Source organism: Acidobacteriota bacterium (assembly GCA_016703965.1).
GTDB lineage: Bacteria > Acidobacteriota > Blastocatellia > Pyrinomonadales > Pyrinomonadaceae > OLB17.
The window spans coordinates 295980-313007 of sequence record JADJBB010000021.1 but is presented as its reverse complement, the minus strand read 5'-3'; the positions used below and the strand labels follow the sequence as shown (position 1 = coordinate 313007).

At 51.6% G+C, this 17028-nt stretch carries 24 protein-coding genes; 18 read left to right on the top strand and 6 right to left on the bottom strand.

Annotated elements, in window-relative coordinates; genetic code table 11:
• Positions 1–31 precede the first annotated feature (31 nt).
• The 3 genes from IPG22_08845 to IPG22_08835 are packed head-to-tail and all read left to right on the top strand — an operon-like array spanning position 32 to position 1648.
• Complete coding sequence (locus IPG22_08845) at positions 32–841, top strand: hypothetical protein (protein MBK6588389.1); 810 nt, start codon at positions 32–34, stop codon at positions 839–841.
• 3 nt (positions 842–844) lie between these two features.
• The gene (locus IPG22_08840) at positions 845–1180 is read left to right on the top strand and encodes a hypothetical protein (protein ID MBK6588388.1); all 336 of its coding nucleotides are present in this window, start codon (positions 845–847) and stop codon (positions 1178–1180) included.
• A 3-nt stretch (positions 1181–1183) separates the two neighbouring features.
• Positions 1184–1648 carry an SRPBCC family protein gene (locus IPG22_08835; GenBank protein MBK6588387.1) on the top strand — a complete coding sequence of 155 codons (465 nt, stop codon included), beginning with the start codon at positions 1184–1186 and terminating at the stop codon, positions 1646–1648.
• Between the two features lie 21 nt (positions 1649–1669).
• On the opposite strand, the gene IPG22_08830 is transcribed toward IPG22_08835, so the two are convergent.
• A complete protein-coding gene (locus tag IPG22_08830; GenBank protein ID MBK6588386.1) occupies positions 1670–2257 on the bottom strand; it encodes a hypothetical protein in 588 nt (195 codons plus the stop codon).
• A gap of 267 nt (positions 2258–2524) precedes the next feature.
• Here IPG22_08830 and IPG22_08825 point away from each other — a divergent pair, with 267 nt between their 5' ends.
• The 3 genes from IPG22_08825 to IPG22_08815 are packed head-to-tail and all read left to right on the top strand — an operon-like array spanning position 2525 to position 4835.
• Complete coding sequence (locus IPG22_08825; GenBank protein MBK6588385.1) at positions 2525–3382, top strand: fatty acid desaturase; 858 nt, start codon at positions 2525–2527, stop codon at positions 3380–3382.
• 20 nt (positions 3383–3402) lie between these two features.
• Positions 3403–4515: an alkaline phosphatase family protein gene (locus IPG22_08820; protein ID MBK6588384.1), complete on the top strand. Its 1113-nt coding sequence runs from the start codon at positions 3403–3405 to the stop codon at positions 4513–4515.
• Positions 4512–4835, top strand: coding sequence for a DUF962 domain-containing protein (locus tag IPG22_08815; protein ID MBK6588383.1), 324 nt, complete (start codon positions 4512–4514; stop codon positions 4833–4835). The genes IPG22_08820 and IPG22_08815 overlap by 4 nt, the downstream gene beginning before the upstream one ends.
• A gap of 69 nt (positions 4836–4904) precedes the next feature.
• On the opposite strand, the gene IPG22_08810 is transcribed toward IPG22_08815, so the two are convergent.
• Positions 4905–5900, bottom strand: a complete 996-nt coding sequence (locus tag IPG22_08810) for an esterase (protein ID MBK6588382.1) — start codon at positions 5898–5900, stop codon at positions 4905–4907.
• A 32-nt stretch (positions 5901–5932) separates the two neighbouring features.
• Between IPG22_08810 and IPG22_08805 the strand changes: the two genes are divergently transcribed.
• The 7 genes from IPG22_08805 (at position 5933) to IPG22_08775 (ending at position 9737) form a co-directional block, all read left to right on the top strand.
• Positions 5933–6574 carry a DUF2721 domain-containing protein gene (locus IPG22_08805; GenBank protein ID MBK6588381.1) on the top strand — a complete coding sequence of 214 codons (642 nt, stop codon included), beginning with the start codon at positions 5933–5935 and terminating at the stop codon, positions 6572–6574.
• A gap of 5 nt (positions 6575–6579) precedes the next feature.
• On the top strand, positions 6580–6981 hold the full coding sequence (locus IPG22_08800) for a DUF4288 domain-containing protein (GenBank protein MBK6588380.1): 402 nt from the start codon (positions 6580–6582) through the stop codon (positions 6979–6981).
• Positions 6982–6990: 9 nt separating this feature from the next.
• Positions 6991–8007: a radical SAM protein gene (locus tag IPG22_08795; GenBank protein ID MBK6588379.1), complete on the top strand. Its 1017-nt coding sequence runs from the start codon at positions 6991–6993 to the stop codon at positions 8005–8007.
• Between the two features lie 18 nt (positions 8008–8025).
• Positions 8026–8646 carry a hypothetical protein gene (locus IPG22_08790; protein MBK6588378.1) on the top strand — a complete coding sequence of 207 codons (621 nt, stop codon included), beginning with the start codon at positions 8026–8028 and terminating at the stop codon, positions 8644–8646.
• A 9-nt stretch (positions 8647–8655) separates the two neighbouring features.
• Positions 8656–9111 (top strand): peroxiredoxin, encoded by a 456-nt coding sequence (locus IPG22_08785; protein MBK6588377.1) that lies wholly within the window; start codon positions 8656–8658, stop codon positions 9109–9111.
• Between the two features lie 130 nt (positions 9112–9241).
• A complete protein-coding gene (locus tag IPG22_08780; GenBank protein ID MBK6588376.1) occupies positions 9242–9535 on the top strand; it encodes a Fe(2+)-trafficking protein in 294 nt (97 codons plus the stop codon).
• A gap of 34 nt (positions 9536–9569) precedes the next feature.
• Positions 9570–9737, top strand: coding sequence for a hypothetical protein (locus IPG22_08775; protein ID MBK6588375.1), 168 nt, complete (start codon positions 9570–9572; stop codon positions 9735–9737).
• Between the two features lie 3 nt (positions 9738–9740).
• Here the strand turns inward: IPG22_08775 and msrB are convergent, their stop codons facing one another.
• Positions 9741–10319, bottom strand: coding sequence for a peptide-methionine (R)-S-oxide reductase MsrB (gene msrB / locus IPG22_08770; protein MBK6588374.1), 579 nt, complete (start codon positions 10317–10319; stop codon positions 9741–9743).
• Between the two features lie 214 nt (positions 10320–10533).
• On the opposite strand from msrB, the gene IPG22_08765 reads away from it, so the two are divergent.
• The 4 genes from IPG22_08765 to IPG22_08750 are packed head-to-tail and all read left to right on the top strand — an operon-like array spanning position 10534 to position 13699.
• Positions 10534–11082 (top strand): RNA polymerase sigma factor, encoded by a 549-nt coding sequence (locus IPG22_08765; protein ID MBK6588373.1) that lies wholly within the window; start codon positions 10534–10536, stop codon positions 11080–11082.
• Between the two features lie 6 nt (positions 11083–11088).
• Positions 11089–11976: a zf-HC2 domain-containing protein gene (locus IPG22_08760; protein MBK6588372.1), complete on the top strand. Its 888-nt coding sequence runs from the start codon at positions 11089–11091 to the stop codon at positions 11974–11976.
• Positions 11977–11999: 23 nt separating this feature from the next.
• Complete coding sequence (locus tag IPG22_08755; protein MBK6588371.1) at positions 12000–12767, top strand: cytochrome b/b6 domain-containing protein; 768 nt, start codon at positions 12000–12002, stop codon at positions 12765–12767.
• Positions 12764–13699, top strand: coding sequence for a molybdopterin-dependent oxidoreductase (locus IPG22_08750; protein ID MBK6588370.1), 936 nt, complete (start codon positions 12764–12766; stop codon positions 13697–13699). Before IPG22_08755 ends, IPG22_08750 begins: the two co-directional genes overlap by 4 nt.
• Here IPG22_08750 and IPG22_08745 read toward each other — a convergent pair.
• Positions 13696–13914, bottom strand: a complete 219-nt coding sequence (locus IPG22_08745) for a DUF2256 domain-containing protein (GenBank protein MBK6588369.1) — start codon at positions 13912–13914, stop codon at positions 13696–13698. The genes IPG22_08750 and IPG22_08745 overlap by 4 nt on opposite strands.
• Positions 13915–13920: 6 nt before the next feature.
• Here IPG22_08745 and IPG22_08740 point away from each other — a divergent pair, with 6 nt between their 5' ends.
• Entirely contained in the window at positions 13921–14613 is a 693-nt protein-coding gene (locus IPG22_08740) for a GNAT family N-acetyltransferase (protein ID MBK6588368.1), read from the top strand.
• A gap of 193 nt (positions 14614–14806) precedes the next feature.
• Here the strand turns inward: IPG22_08740 and IPG22_08735 are convergent, their stop codons facing one another.
• Positions 14807–15421, bottom strand: a complete 615-nt coding sequence (locus tag IPG22_08735) for a M13 family metallopeptidase (GenBank protein ID MBK6588367.1) — start codon at positions 15419–15421, stop codon at positions 14807–14809.
• Complete coding sequence (locus IPG22_08730) at positions 15351–16832, bottom strand: M13 family metallopeptidase (protein ID MBK6588366.1); 1482 nt, start codon at positions 16830–16832, stop codon at positions 15351–15353. The genes IPG22_08735 and IPG22_08730 overlap by 71 nt, the downstream gene beginning before the upstream one ends.
• Between the last annotated feature and the right edge of the window lie 196 nt (positions 16833–17028).

Genomic DNA, 17028 nt, shown 5'->3' with positions numbered 1-17028 from the left:
CATACCTCGAAACAACTTGGAGTAAATGACGATGACCCTTTTCAATTCAACTGTCCGGAGATATTTTCAGATCCTGATCTTAGTTCTCGCCATCGGCGGCTTTCATCAATTGCTAGCGTCTGACTGGTCCAACACGATCGCCGCGGTTGTTTTGAACGACCGGCTTTATACGATCGAGAAAAGCGGGGCTCTTTATGGCGTCGATCTTGGCAGCGGAAAATGGGCGCAGATCGGGAAATCTGAGTTTGCGAATACACGGCTCTTGTTTGCCGGGAACCGCAATCTGCTGACGATCGAGAACGACGGCAGTCTCTATCGGATCGATCCGTCGAATGGTTCGTGGGCTCAAGTCGGAAAGGCTGGTGATTGGAAAGGGACGCTGGCTGGAGCTTTTGTGAATGGTCGGCTTTACACAGTGGAGTCAAGCGGTGCGATGTATGCGACGAATCCCGGAACCGGCGTTTGGGCTCAGGTCGGAAAGTCGGAATTTGGGAATTCGCTGCGGCTTTTTGCAACGGACGATTCGCTGTATTCGATCGAAAAGGACGGCAGCCTGTATTGGATCAGCCCTGCCGACGGCTCATGGAAGCGGATCGGCAAGGCGGGCGACTGGAAGAATACGACCGCCCGCACAACCCTGAACGGCAAGATCTACACCACCGAGGCAAGCGGAGCGTTGTACGAAACCAATCCGTCAAACGATACGTGGCGGCAGGTTGGTAAAACCGAGTTTGGAAAGACGCGGTTCTTGTTCAGTGCGAATGGCTCCTTGTATTCGATGGAAAACGGCGGGATCTATCGCATCAACCCAGTCACTGGAGCCTGGGTCGCCGTCGGATAAATTATGGGGGCAAAGATCGCTGCATTTCTATTAACAGTGACCGCCTGCATTACTGCGGCGGTCATTTTATTGTCGGTGCTCATCCTGGCGATGAATGGTTACAGCGAGAGCGACGCGATGTGGGGGCTTGGTACCTTTGTGGTGTTCGCGTTCCTGGCCTCGGTATTTGCTGGGATCGGTTCGATAATCCTGGTCTCCAGGCTGCAAACGAGACAGTTCAGCGTGGCAAAAGGTTTGTTGATCGCAATTCCAGTCTCCTCGATCGTCGGTGTCGGGCTGATCTTCGCCAGCGCATTGATCGGTGTCGGAGTTGCTGAATTCGTCCGCGTAAACTATTGACCAATGCCTCAGATCGTCCTCGAAACATTTATCAATGCTTCCCCCGAAACGTGTTTCGACCTGATACGCGATGATCGCATTCATATTGAGACAACCGCGAAAACGAAAGAAAGTGCTTTTGACGGTGGGACGAATACCAAGATCGGATTGGGACAAACTGTCACATTCGAGGGAACGCATTTTGGCTTCCGGCAGCAGTTGACAATGAAGGTCGTGAAGTTCGAAAGGCCGGTGTTGTTTGTCGATGAAATGACCGACGGAACTTTTAGTTCGTTCCGGCACATCCACGAGTTTACTCGGCACGAAGCGGTAACCCTCATGCTCGATACATTGACCTGGACTTCGCCTTACGGAATGTTGGGTAGGATAGTCGACAAATTTCTTATCAAGCGTCACCTTCGGAATCTAGTCAGCAGGAGGAATGCTCGGCTGAAGCAGATCGCCGAAGCCGAGAATATCTCCACATAATGACCACCGTTCCCGCGTAGATCAATTCGAGGTTGGCGATGAAACGGCTAGGCGCTTGATCAGAACGGCCGCGGCATCCTTTGTCGATTTTGTACTTGCCTCTGACATTGCTTTCGTCGCATCGAGGTTTACGCCGCGTTTTTCGAATGTCTGTGAAAAGATCACTTGGCAAGTTTTGGCATCGACGGCCCGCAGATTAAATTTGACCACCGTTTCATAGCTTTTTACGCCGTAGAGCGACGACTTTTGCTTTGCACTGTATTCGCTGACGTTTCCTATGACCAGAATTTTTGCTCCGGTCTTTTCACCGATAGCCGTAACGGTCGTTGCATTGACCGTTTCGCCGTTTATAGCTTTCAGCATTTCAGGCTCGATAGTAGACGACTTTGCTTTATCGGCGACATCAAATTTGGTGCTGCTGAGCAGTTCGCCGATCAGCAGGTCGGTTAATTCACTTCCGCCATAAACCGCTTTGCCGGATTCAGCGAATGGGATCACCGCGATGCTTGGTTTACCATCGGTTTGGGGAAAAGCAGAAGCAACAAATATCAGACCACAAAATGCAGCCAGAGCAAGCGTACTCATCCTAACGCGGAGGAAAGACTTCATAAATTCTCCTTGGATACTAGCGGATATTAGCTCACTGATGCAGGCCGATCTGGAACAAGAACAGCGACAAACATTAATACAAGTCTCTTGCAATTTCAGTCAAGTAACTGGCGAGATTATAGTTCGGGCAATTAATATTGTAAAGAGATATGCTGGCTGTTTCAGTTTTCTTTGCATCCTCTAATTACGAATCTATTACAAACTCATCGCAGTGAACCTGTTAGTCTAATACTGTCCTTACTTTAGCTTCGTCATCATATTCTCTTAATGCAAAATGTTTTAACGTTCAAGCGGGTCAGCCAGACGATCAACTGGCGAAACGCCATCATGGTAACGGTGTTTCATATCGTCGCCATCGGGGTTTTCTTCACATTTAGCTGGCAGAATTTTGCCGCACTAGTTATCGGAAACTGGATCGTCGGGAGCCTCGGCGTCGGGCTCGGTTGGCACCGTCTGCTGACGCACCGGAGTTTTAAGGCACCAAAGTGGCTCGAGTATCTGCTCTCGTCGCTCGCCTGTATGTCAATGCAGGATCCGCCGGATAAGTGGATCGCTACGCATCGGATGCACCACGCATTTACTGATACCGACAAAGATCCGCACTCGATCCGCCCCGGTTTCTGGTGGGCGCAGATCGGTTGGGTCGTTTGGGGCAAGGCTCAGGATCACGATAACGCGACGCTTCAAAAGTACGTTCCCGATCTGATGAAAGACCGCGGCCACGTGCTGATCTCAAACTTTTATTTGGTTCCGATCATTCTGTCCATAGGCGTTTTCTTTGCGATTGGCGGTTGGTCGATGGTCATTTGGGGAGTTTTTGCACGCGTCGTTTACGGCTGGCACACGACGTGGTTCGTCAATTCGCTCTCGCACATGTATGGCGGCAGGCCGCACGAGACGGGCGATATGTCGACCAACAACTGGTTCGTCGCGATCCTCACCTTTGGCGAGGGCTGGCACAATAACCACCACATGTGGCCGACCTCGGCGAGACACGGAACGGAGTGGTATCAGTTCGATCAGAACTGGATAACCATTCGCCTTTTCGAAAAACTCGGCTGGGCAAAAAATATACGTTTATTTAACACCGAAAAGCCGCAGATCGAATTGAAACAAGCCGCGTAAACGACTAACATTCGGGGGATATGAATATCAGTAGAATGTCATGTTCCCCGCGTTTGATCGTTCTCTTTTTGTGCTTTTTTGCTTCGGCGATATCGGCGCAAAACAAGATCGAGAACGTCGTCCTCGTCACGCTCGATGGAGCGCGTACGCAGGAAATATTCGGTGGCTTGGACGCCGATATTTTTCGCAGCGTAAATAAGAATTTCGAAAAGACAGCCGCATTTAAGAATTACAACGCCGCGACCCCTAAAGAACGCCGTGAGCTGCTCATGCCATTCTTCTGGAAGACGCTGATGACAGAACACGGCTCGATCGCCGGCAACCGTGAGCTTAAAAGCGAGGCAAAGACGACAAACAAGCTCTTCTTTTCCTATCCCGGCTACTCAGAGATCCTGACTGGCGAAGCTCACGACGATGTCATTAAGAGCAACGGCCATCCGCAGAATCCTTATCCTTCATTTCTCGATTTTCTGACCCGCAAGCTTGGAAAAGGTCCGAACGCCGTCGCCGAATTTTCGTCCTGGGACGCATTTATGCGGATCGCCACGAACAAGCCGGGTTCGTTTGTCGTTAACGCCGCCTACGAAACCTATCCGACCAAAAACCCTGAGATCAATGAGCTTTTCCGCCTGCAGTCCGAGGTTCTCGCTCCATGGCCGAGCGTGCGTCACGACTATTTCACGTTCAAGCTCGCGATGGCTCACATGAAGGAGTTTCAGACGCGGGCGATCCACATAGGGTTTGACGAGACCGACGATTACGCTCATGACAAGAACTACGAAAGGATTTTGGATACTCTGCACAAAACAGACAACTGGCTGAAAGAGCTGTGGAATTTTGTCGAGAAAGACCCGCGATACAAAGGTATAACAGCGATCATGATCACTGTCGACCATGGTCGCGGTAACTCGCCGAAAGACTGGTCCGATCATGGCGAAGACGTTCCCGAGGCGCAGAATATTTGGATGGCATTCGTCATTCCGGGTGTCGACCTTCGTGGTGAATGGAGAAATACCGAACCGATCTATCAAAATCAGATAGCCGCGTCGCTTTGCCGTTTGATGGGTTTTGATTATAGTGAGAATAATCCGAACGCCGGCAAGCCAATAGCCCGGCTATTCGAAAAGCGATGATCCAAAACTACACAGAATTTTGGGATTTTTACGTGCAGGAGCATTCTAAGCCGCTCACGCGTACCCTACATTTTGTCGGCACATCACTCGGCATTCTTCTTCTTGTTTGGTTCATCGGACGCGGTACTTGGTATTACTTTCCGCTTTGTTTTCTGAGCGGATATGGATTCGCGTGGTTCGCCCATTTTTCGGTAGAAAAGAATAAACCGGCCTCATTCAAATATCCGCTGTGGTCGTTCATTTCGGATTACAAAATGATGTGGTTCATGATGACGGGCCGGATGAATGCCGAGGTCGAGCGCGTTATGTCGGAAGTTTAACCACATAGAAACATAGACACATAAATGTTGTTCCTTCCGACCAAACTATGTTCCCTAACTTCCTGTGGTTCAAATAGCTCCCGAGATCAGCTCAAGTGATCGATCAAAACGATAAGAAACCCCAAAATGTCCGCCGTCGAATTCCTCGTGGATGTGTTCGATGCCGTGATCTTTCAGCCGTTTTGATAAGATCCTAGCTCCGACATCGAGATTGAATTCGTCACTTTTTCCGGCGTCGAGAAAAAGCAATTTTAACGACTTTAGATCTTTTGCGTGCTTTGCAACGAGACGAACCGGATCGTGTCCGAGCCAACGCTCCCATACATCCTGCCGCATTTCTCCGGTTTCGAGATCAAACGGCAGGTCGAAATCAGTCCCGTTTGGCGAATAGCACGCGCTCATTCCGATCGTGTTGATCGCGGCATGGGCGTCGCGGCCGTGCTTTTCGGTTGACCAGATCTTTTCCATTAAAGCTTTCGGGTCGCCCTTGATCAGGCGGAAGGCCTTGGCAAAATCCTGCGGCAGGCAGTATTCGAAATAGCAATCGCCCGCGATCGAGCAGATCATCCCAAACTGATCCGCGTGCCGCATTCCCATGATCAGCGAACCGTAACCGCCCGACGATTTTCCCATCGCGGCTCGCGAATCTCGTGACGAAATCGTTCGAAATCTTTCATCAATGAGCGGCACGATCTCCCGAGTCAGATAGTCCTCGTATCTGCCGGTCGCGGTTGAATTTATATACTGCGAACCGCCGAAATATGTAAAGCAATCCGGCATGACGACGATCATTGGGCTTATCGTTCCAGCGGCGATCAGGCGGTCCATTCGCTCGGCGATGTTGGGCGTGAATGCCGAATCGTTCATCAGCATCTGCCCGCGGCCGGTGAAACCGGTCAAGCAATAGACCGTCGGATATCTTTCGTCGCTTTCCTCATAACCCGGCGGCAGATAGACAAAAAGATCGCGCTCATGCGGGTCGCCCAGCGGATTACCCTTTAATACTGTGCTCTCGTGCCGTACATTTGTGACCGTGCCGCGTGGTTGATCGGTGAATCTGTTCATTTTTCCGAAATTATAGCGTAGAATTCGAGAATATGTTCGCTGACGAGTTGATCAACATTGATTCCAACGCCCTGAACACGACTATCGAATTCCTGACCGCGATGGTCACACCTGCCCTGCTTATCTCGGCAACCGGTTCGCTCGTGCTCTCGACCTCGACGCGTCTGGGTCGCGTGGTCGATCGCGTTCGTCAGCTCGAGATACGTCTCGGCGAGCTGATCTATGTCGAGGACCGCGATGAGGTGCCGCTTTACGATAAACGTGTTGAGGTCGTGGTCGATCTGCTCGACAAAGTCACCAGCCGTTCGCGCATATTGCAGCGTGCTCTCGGCACATTCTACTACGGCATCGGTGCATTCGTTCTGACAAGCGTCCTCATCGCAACGGCGGCATTTCTTACAAAATACAGGATGCTCCAGCTCTTCCCGATCGCATTTGGGATCGGGGGCATCATGTGCCTGTTTTGGGGCAGCCTGCTGATGATCAAAGAGACCAGAATGGCGACCGCGACGGTGAATGCAGAGATGGATTTTACGTGGGAACTCGCCCGCAACGTTGCTCCTGACGACATTACCAGTAAATACGCAAAACACGGCAGACACAACGGCTTGAACACCGCCAAACTAAAGGAAAAACGTGAACGCAAAGTATCTAACACTCTTGGCGGAGAATAGACCTAATGAAAAAATCTTGGTATTCCGCAAAGTGTATATTTCGTCTTCCGGCGACTGATTCCCGTCGCCAAATTTATGAAGAAAGGATAATTTTGATCGAGGCTAAAGACTGGGATTCCGCTATTAAGAAGGCCGAGAAAGAAGCAAATCAGTATTGTGATGATTCCTTGGGCTCTGAGTTTACGGGCTTCGTAGATGTATTTCATTTGTTCGATAAAAAGGTCAGCAATAAAACAGAAATATTTTCCTCAATGCAGACTAGTGATCTAAATTCGACTGAGTATTTGAATCATTTTTATCCTGATATGCCAGATGACTGTGAAGCAGAAGGACAAACTCATCGTTGGCATAAAAAAGATGATAAACACCAAAGTTGTTATCATTGCCGCGTGGTTATTAAGAGTTAAGTGACTGGGATGGCTGATACACAACCTAATTATATTGGGCTTTTAGATTCGGGTGAGTTGGAGTCTCGGGTCAAGCGGCTCGAAGTTCTCCTCGCCTCCTGCACTATCTGCCCGAAAGACTGCGGCAACAACCGGCTCAATGACGAGATCGCGGCGTGCTATTCGGGCCGTCTACCGATCGTCTCGTCATACACCGCCCATTTTGGCGAAGAGCCGTGTCTATCGGGCACCAATGGTGCGGGAAACATATTCTTCGGCAACTGCAATCTCCGCTGCGTTTACTGCCAGAATTATCAGATCTCGCAAACCTGGAAAACGCAGAAAAAGAACGAGATAACCCATGAACGCCTCGCCGAGATGATGCTTGAGCTGCAGGCAAAAGGCGTGCACAACATCGGCTTTGTCTCGCCCACACATTTTGCCCCGCAGATGGCCCGCGGGATCTTGCTTGCGGCCCAACAAGGGCTGACGCTGCCGATCGTTTACAACACGAACGCCTACGATTCGGTCGAGGTCCTGCGGCTGCTCGATGGCATCGTTGATATCTATCTGCCTGATCTGAAATACGCCGATTCGGACGCCGGTTTTCAGTATTCCAAGGTTCGCGATTACAAGGAACACGCCCGTGCCGCGATCAAGGAAATGCACCGCCAAATGGGCGACACGCTGCAGTTTGGCGAAGACGGTTTGCTGAAACGCGGCCTCATGATCCGCCTGCTGGTCCTGCCAAACGGCATCGCCGACATCGAATCAAACCTACGCTGGATCCGTGACGAATTATCACCCAAAACCGCCATCTCGCTCATGGCCCAATACTACGCCACCAACAAAGCCGCGACCGACGACCGCTATATTCTATTGTCTCGTCGCATCTCCGAAGGCGAATGGTTCGAAGCCGTATCTTTACTGGAAGATATCGGCATGGAAGAAGGCTTCATGCAGGAATACGAATCGGCATCACATTACTACCGGCCTGATTTTAACGACGCGGAGAAGCCGTTTAAGGATATTAGGGATTTTCAATAGACCTTTCCGGGAGGAGTCGTGAGGAAATACTACTTTTCAGTTATCAGTATCGTGGTGCTTTTGTTGTCGCTGCTCGCATTCTCGGACAACCTGATCACCGACGTCGGACAAGAGAGCAATCACGACCCTAAGTTCGTCATTCACGGGATCATTTTGCTTTTGTGGATGGTCATTTTTGTTATTCAGACCACCTTTATTCGTAAAGATAATTTGGAGGCTCACAAAAAATTAGGCATTGCCGGCATGATAGTCGCGGCCGGTGTGGTGATAAGCACCTTTTACATCTTTATTGCCACCTACAAGGGCTGGGGCAATCTTGCATTCTATGCAAGGCCCAATCGGTTTTTCATGGTGAGCTTTGCAGTCCTGATCTTTGCGGCCTACAAATATCGAAAAATACCCGAGAAACACAAGCGACTGATTCTGGTAGCTATCTTTTACATGTTAGAGCCGATACTGAGTCGCTCTTTAGACATGTTTGTAGATGTAAATCTTTTAATCAGTATCCCTCTGGTATGGAATGCGTTTTTTATCTCCCTCTTTGTCTACGACTGGGTCACGATCAGGAAAGTACATTTTATTTCGTATATGGGATTTATCTGGTTCTACGCAGTATGGGTGATAAGTTTTCTGACATAAAATAACAAAATGACCACTGGAAATATCGCACCGAATTTCACCCTATTAGATGGCGACGGCAACAGCTGGACGCTCAACGAACACCAAGGCAAACCGGTGGTTCTGCTCTTTTATCCGGGCGATAATACACCGGTTTGTACGGCGCAGCTTTGTTCGGTTCGGGATCACTGGTCGGAGTATCAGGCGACGGGGGCTGAGGTTGTCGGGATATCGACCGACACGGTCGAGTCGCATAAGGGGTTTGCTGATAAGAATCAGTTGCCGCTGCGGCTTTTGTCGGACGCGGACCGCAAGGTTTCGGAGCTGTACGACATGAAATCCTGGCTCCCCGGCCGTTCGGCCCGCGGTGTGGTCGTCATCGACGGCAACGGCAAGGTCGCATATCACAAGGTGCAGGCTGTGAGCCTTTTTAAGCCTTCGGACGATGATGTTTTGGCAGCTATTCTGTTGGCAAAAGGAATGTGACTGGAGGGTGAGCATCCTGCTCGCCCGTTTTTGAGTGGATCGTCAGTGAAACAATCCCTACGCCATCACGCCGGAGGAACCTGCTTGGCAAGCAAGATGCTTGCGCTCCAGTCTGTGATAAAATCTCTCTATGGCTTTATTTGGTGATAAATTTAAATGTGGACGCTGCGATCAGAAGACCGAGCCGATCGGTTACGCGCCGATACCTACGGAACTGGGTCAAAAGATCGGTGAAGAGATGTGTCAGGGCTGCTGGAAAGAGTGGCTGCAAAAGCAGAACCAGCTCATCAACCACTTCGGCTTGGACGTTTCAAATCCCGATTCGCATCAGTTCCTCTTCGATAACATGAAGATCTTCTTCTACAACGAAGGCGTCGAGCTGGCCCAGATCGACACTTCGCAGGAAGGAAAGGTCAATTGGTAAATGGAACGCCGGCTTCAAGCCGGCGTGTTAAGCGATGAAATATCTCTGGCTAATTCTACTCCTCGCCGGCATATGGTTTCTCGCAAGTGCCGCGACCACGAACGGCCTTTTGCCAAGTGGCCATGGATTTGGCAGGATCTCAGAGATCGTGATCGGGTTGTTCCTGATCGCCTACGCCATCTTCCGCTTTAAAAAGAAATAGCCTTTACTTCGCAGCCTTCTCAAACTTCAGAGAAACCGAATTCATACAATATCTCAATCCCGTCGGCTGCGGCCCATCGTCGAAGACGTGGCCGAGATGTCCGCCGCAGCGGGCGCATTCGACCTCGGTGCGTTCGTAGCCGAGCAGTTTGTCGGTTTTTTCGACTACGTTCTTTTTGTTGATCGGCTCGTAAAAGCTCGGCCAGCCGGTGCCTGACTCGAACTTTGTTTTCGAGCTGAAAAGCTTGAGATGACACGCGGCACAGTAATAATCGCCGTCCTCGTGATTGTCAGCGTATTCACCCGTGAAGGCGCGTTCGGTTCCTTCTTCGCGAAGAACATGATATGCCTCGGCCGAAAGCTCCTTTCTCCACGCTTCGTCGGTCTTGACGACCTTTTGCCCGTCAAAAACATCGTCCGCTCCGGGCTTTGCCCCATTTTTCGCCGGTGTCGGTGCGGTCTCAGCTATCGGCTCAGCGACCTTTGCGGTTTCAGTCGCGGCTTTGCTCGCACATGCGAAACCGATAACTGCCGTTATCGCTGCAAGTATCAAAATTGCGGTGAATGTATGAATGTTTCTCATAATATGTATAAATGTAGCGCACGTTGCTAACGTTGTTACTATTCAGTTCGGTGAGCGGTTTATTCCGGATTCGGAAATGTGGAATGCAAAAGCCCGCGCGTAAGCAAGGGCGTTATACTCGAGTTGAATGATTCGCCCTTGCTGACGCGCGGGCTTTTGCAACGAGCGGGAATAATCCATGCACTCTCAGGCATTATTGAGCTGGCGGGCAAATATGTTTGGTTTGGGACGGGAGCGGGAAAAAGAATGGGCGGCGTTCGAGGCTGAGGCTTTGCCGTTGATGCCGGACGTGTATCGCGTCGCGTACTGGCTCGTCCGCGACAAGGAAACTGCCGAGGATCTGACGCAGGAAACGTTTGTTCAGGCGCTGAGATCTTTCCACCGCTATTCGCCCGACACCAACTGCCGTGCCTGGCTCGTCACGATCCTCTATCGCGTCAACGGCAAACGCCGTATGAAGCTCGGCCAGCTCAAGCTCGTCGAGGACACCGAGGAGCAGATCGCCCAAACCGTCGCCTTCGAACCGCCGATCCCGCAGAATCTGAGGGACGAAGAGATCATTGAAGCTATTCGCCGCGTTCCCGCAAAATTTGCCCAGGTCGTTCTGCTGACGGATGTCGAGGAATTTTCGTACAAGGAAGCCGCCGAGCTGCTTCAGGTGCCGATCGGAACGATAATGTCGCGGCTCCACCGCGGACGACGCTTGCTCAGACAGGAATTGACAGGCTTTAACGCACAAGGCAGGATCGCCGCCGAAGGATAGGATGTTATGGATTGCAGAGAACTAAAAGCAATGATCGACTCGTACATCAGCGATGAACTGCTGGTCGAGACCAATCACGAAGTGCTCAGACACCTCGAAAGTTGCGCCGATTGCCGATACGAAATGTCATCGCGCCGTGCGTTAAAGGCTCAGCTTCGTCACGCCGTTAAGAACTCCGCTGAGGTGCAGATCGACCCGGTTTACTATTCGAGAATGGCGGCAGAACTTAAGGAAACAGCGATGAATCCAGGCTGGATTGAAAAGCTGACGGGCGGTTTTCATGTTCCCGCACGCATGGTTGCGGTCGGTTTTGCCTGTCTGCTTCTGGCGGTGACCGGGACGATGGTTTGGATGAATCGCACGAATGTTTTCGTAACGCTCAATAACAACACTGATATCGTTAAAGCCGTCCGTGCTTCGTGGGCCGAGCTGACCTCGCTCGCGGTCGGCGATCACGAGAATTGTGCCGTCAAATACAATCTAAAAGAAGACCCGATCACCCTCGACGAGGCCGCAACAAAATTTGGGGCGTATAATAAAGATCTCGACAACGTAATGATGGCGGGGTTCAAGGGCACTGCAAACGCGGAGGTTTCGGGTGACGTAGAGTTTATTGAGTCTCACTCTTGCGTTTACGAGGGCCGCAGATTTGCTCACGTTGTCGTCAAACACAAAGGAAAAATGGTCTCTATTCTGATGACCGATACCGACCTGCCGGGCGATAGTTATGGCATCCAAACGGCGCTCTACGACGGCGCGGTCGGAGCCGCAGGCTTTCTGGCGGGGCATCACGCGGTTTTCATCGTGTCGCAGCTAGCGGAGTCTGACAATGTAGTGCTCGCAAATGCGATCGCACCAGCGATCCGCTCTCATGTCGAGAAACCGACAATGTAAAATGGACGAATACGAGGATAAAGATGCAAAAGCTGCTTGAAAAGAAACATCCGCTCGCCATCCGCTGGATGCACTGGATCAATTTTCCGCTCCTGACAATGATGATCTGGAGCGGGATTCTGATCTATTGGGCAAATCAGGTGTACGGAATCAGGCTGTTCGGCTACGAACTGTTCAAGTTTTTCCCGCCCTGGTTCTTTGAGATCTCGAAGGTTGATTTTTGGGGTTACAAAATACCGGACTATCTGCCGCCGTGGGCTTATGAATGGACAAACATCCCGCAGCGTCTCGCCGAGGGCATGCAGCTCCATTTCTTTTTCATGTGGCTTTTTGCCATAAATGGTCTCATCTACGTTATTTATACGATCGTCTCCGGCGAATGGCGTTCGATCTTGCCAGTCCCCAGCTCGCTCAAGCGTGCACCGCTCGTCGCCCTGCACGACGCTCACATCGTCAAAGAAAAACCGCCGCAGGGAAAATACAACGACGCCCAACGCATTGCATATACGAGCGTGATCGTGATGGGCATGGGCTCGGTACTTACCGGCCTTTCGATCTACAAACCGCTTCAGCTGTCGTTTTTGACAGCACTATTTGGCGGCTACGAATGGGCCCGGTGGATACATTTTTGGCTGACGATCAGCTTTGTTCTGTTTTTTTTAGTGCACGTTTTTCAGGTCATCATGGCGGGCTGGCGCAATTTTCGCTCGATGATAACGGGCTATGACATTGTCGATGCGGTCGAGCCTAATGCGGAGCCTATCAAAGCTGGCGAGGAGGCGACGGTATGAGCAAAGATATCGATAAAGAAATACTGGTCGAAAAAGTGCGTGAATTCGAAAGACGAACGGGCCACACCGTCGATTCGTTTCCCGACGACCCGCAAAACACAGCCTCGATCCTAGGCGAGCACCGCTATCTCAGCGAGCCGATGTCGGTGGAGGACGCGAAAAAAGAAATGTCCGCACGGTCACGCCGCTACTTTCTCTCCATAGGTGCGACTACGTTGCTTGGGATCATTGGATGGCGGTCGTTGTCTGACGAGACGAAAGATCTTCTATTTAAGTCAAAAGATCGACTACTTCTAAAAACATTCGAGTTTAATGAAAGTGTAAGTCAGTTCTTCTTTCGTCCGACTAAACTAGCTCCTGAATTTCCGCCGGAACAAGTGACGCCGATCAGAACCAACGGTTTCGAAGGCCTCGAACAAGAGATCGACGTTGCCGCGTGGACGCTAACCGTCGCCGGGCTCGCCGGACGTGTCGACGATCTTGTCATCACCATGGCCGACATCAAAAAGCTGCCGCGGACCGAGATGATCACGGAATTCAAATGCATCGAGGGCTGGAGCACGATCGTGCATTGGGCAGGCGTGAAATTCTCAGATTTCGCTGCGGTTTATAAACCAAAGACCACAAGCGGTGCTCCGCCGGACGTCGCTGGAAAGCCCGAAGATCTTTTGCCATATGTCGCCATGTCCACACCGGATGAAAAATACTACGTCGGCTGGGATATGCCGAGCATCATGCACCCGCAGACGCTGCTCGCCTACGAAATGAACGGCGAACCGCTGCGACCCGAGAACGGTGCGCCTCTGCGGATCGCTTCGCCGACCAAGTACGGCATTAAACAGATCAAACGCCTCGGGCGGATCGAATTTACGAGCGAACGGCCGAAGGATTTCTGGGCGGAATATGGTTATGATTGGTACTCAGGGCATTAGACCCCCGGGAAAAACCCCCGGGGGGAGGGGGGGGAAATTAAGACCGTGGAAAACCCCCCCTTGCTTGCGGGTTTGGTATTGCGACATCGTTCGGAGCAGTATTTGACCTCATCCCACACCTTTTCCCAGCGTTTGCGCCACGAGAATGGCCGGTTGCAGCGGATGCAGACCTTCTCGGGAAGTGTAGATTTAGTAAAACGCTTTTTCGGTTCCACAATACGATGATACTCGACCGGCTGGAGATCATAAACGAGGAATTTCACGCTGCCGAGGTGGAGCCGGCGATGCTCGACCTATTGCTCGCCGAGGGCTGGCGGCATTTTGGCACACATTTTTTTCGTTACAATTACGGCATCTATGAAAACGAGATCCGCCGCGTTCTGCCGCTGCGGATACGCGTAAACGATCTCCGTTTTTCCAAAAGCCAACGCCGCGTTCTAAACCGAAACGATGATCTGCAGACCGAGATCGTTTCTCTCCAGATCACGCCTGAGCTGCACGACCTGTTTCACCGGCATAAGGCGAGGTTCAAAAGCGGAGTGCCCGATTCCATTTACGATTTCGTCTCCCGCGAGCCGAACGCACCGACCGAATGCCGTTCCGTGATGGTTCACGAAAACGGAAAACTCGTCGCCGCAAGCTTCTTCGACGTCGGCACCGAATCGGTCTCAAGTATCTACGGTATCTTCGATCCCGAGATGCGCTCGCAAAGCCTCGGTATTTTCACGATGCTCAAAGAAATAGAATTCGCCCGCGAACACGCCAAACCGCTCTACTATCACGGCTACGCCTACGAGGGCGAATCCTTCTACGACTACAAAAAACGCTTCGGAGCTTTAGAAATATTCGACTGGAATGGAAATTGGACTGGAGCGCAAGCGTCCCGCTTGCCAACACCGGTTCCTCCGGCGTGACGACGTTCGACCTTCCGAAGCTTATCAATCCCCGGCGCCGTCAGCGTTCTTGCGAACGCTTGGCAAGCGGGACGCTTGCGCTCCAGTCATGGCTTACCCGCAAAATAAAATGACGCAGATCAGAGTTTTCTGATCTGCGTCATTTGCGTTGATCTGCGGCTAACATCTTCCGTCGGTTAAAGGCGGTTCTGACTTACCAGATCCGGCAATAGTCTTTTCTTACCATCGGATCATTCGCCTTGCACTGAAATGCCTTTGCAAACTCAGGCATGTTCGACATCGGGCCGTTTACGCGGAAGCGGGCGATGGCGTGGGGGTCGTTTTGGGCTTGGAAAGCCTCGCCCTGGGGCGTTGAGACTTCGGCCCAGGCCTGTGCCCAGCCGAGGAAGAAACGCTGTTCGGGTGTCAGGTTGTCGATGTTTGCTGGCTTGGGTTTGCCCTCCATCGATTTTTCGAACGCGGCAAATGCCATCGTCAGGCCGCCGAGATCGGCTGTGTTCTCGCCGAGCGTGAGCTTGCCGTTCATAAACACATCGCCGCCGACCTTGTACTTGCTGAACTGATCGACGACACACGCTCCACGCTCTTCGAACGTCTTGCGGTCAGCGTCGGTCCACCACGTTTTCAGGTTACCCTGGGCGTCGTATTTGCTGCCCTCGTCGTCAAAACCGTGCGTGATCTCGTGCCCGATCACGGCACCGATGCCGCCGTAGTTGATGGCATCATCCGCTGCCGAATCAAAGAATGGCGGCTGCAGAATTCCCGGCCGGAAAAACGATCTCGTTGAACTGCGGATTGTTGTACGCATTCACCGTCGGCGGCGTCATTCCCCATTCGGCACGGTCGACCGGCTTCGTGGCCTTTGCCATGTTTCGCTTGATCAGAAATTCGCTCGCTTTCAGATTGTTCTGAAAATATGATCCGCGTTCCAGCTCGAGGCCCTTGTAGCCTTCAAGTTTGTCGGGATAGCCGATCTTTCGCGTGTATGCAGCAAGCTTTTCGAGTGCTTTTGTCTTTGTTGCATCACTCATCCAGTCGAGCTTTTGGATGCGTTCTTTGTAGGCAGCAAACAGGTTGTCGATCAGCTCGTTCATCCGCTTTTTGGCGGCTGGCGAGAATGCGGTCTTTACAAACTCCTGCCCCAGGGATTCGCCGATCACGCCATCGACCTCAGCCGTGCAAACCTTCCAACGGGCCTGCTGTTCCTGAACTCCGAAGAGGTATTTTGCATTGAAATTAAAAGACTCGTCACGAAACGCCTTCGTCAGATTGCCTGCCGAATCGGCGATGACGATCCAGCGAAGATATGCCTTCCAATCCGAGATAGGAACCTCGGTCAGCATTTTGCTCAGTTCCTCAAAAAACTTCGGCTGGCCGACATTTACTTCCTTGACGCTCGCGACGCCGCGTTCTTTCAGGTAATCGGTCCACGAGAAATTTGGTGTGAGCTGTGCGAGCTCGGCGAGAGTCTTTTTGTTGTAGTTCGCTTCAGAATCGCGAAGCTCGACCGGCGGTCTTGCAGCCGATGCAAAACGCTTCTGGATCGCCATCACCGTCTTAGCTTCGGCGGCCGCAGCCTCTGGTGAGTCGCCCGCGAGCTTGAACATGTTGGTCATGTATTCCGCATATTTCTGGCGGGTCTCGACCGATTTAGGGTCGTCCTTGAACCAGTAATCGCGGTTCGGCAGCCCGACACCGCCCTGCGAAGCCGACGCGAGGTTGACATTGCTGTTCTTGTCATCGGTCCCGATACCAAAACGGAAAAATCCGCCCAAACCACGATTGTGGTTCATCGCGATCTGTTTCTGGAGGTCTTTGACACTCGAAACTTTAGCCGCCTCAGCGAGGAAAGGTTTGATCGGCTCTATGCCAGCCTTTTCCAGTGCCTCTTCATTCATGCACGAAGCGTAATAGTCGCCGACTAGCTGCGTATCGCTGCCCTTGGCGGCGTTGGTTGTTTTAGCGGCCGTTTCGACGACCTTTTTGAGAACGTTCTGGTTGTTCTCATAAACGATCGTAAAGCTGCCCCAGCTCGGATATTCGGCCGGGATCTTGGTAGTTTTGAGCCAGGTGCCGTTGGCATACTGGTAAAAATCGTTACACGCCTCAACCGACGTATCCATCCGGCTCGTGTCAAAGCCCTTGCTCTGACCCAACGTCACCATCGAAACCGAAAAGAGTACGATAAGGGCGGTAAAATATTTGGTAATAGAACCCATGTTTTTCTAAAACTCCTTGAAAATGTTTACTGGCAAATTACTTAAACCAGATACGAAAAAACGGCACAAGAGTTTCAAACCAAAGCGAAGCGTGACTGGAGCGCGAGCGTCCCGCTTGCCAACGCCGGTTCCTCCGGCGTGAGGACGCTTAATATACTTCGACGTGAGCAAACCTCAGCACCGTCAGCGTTCTCAC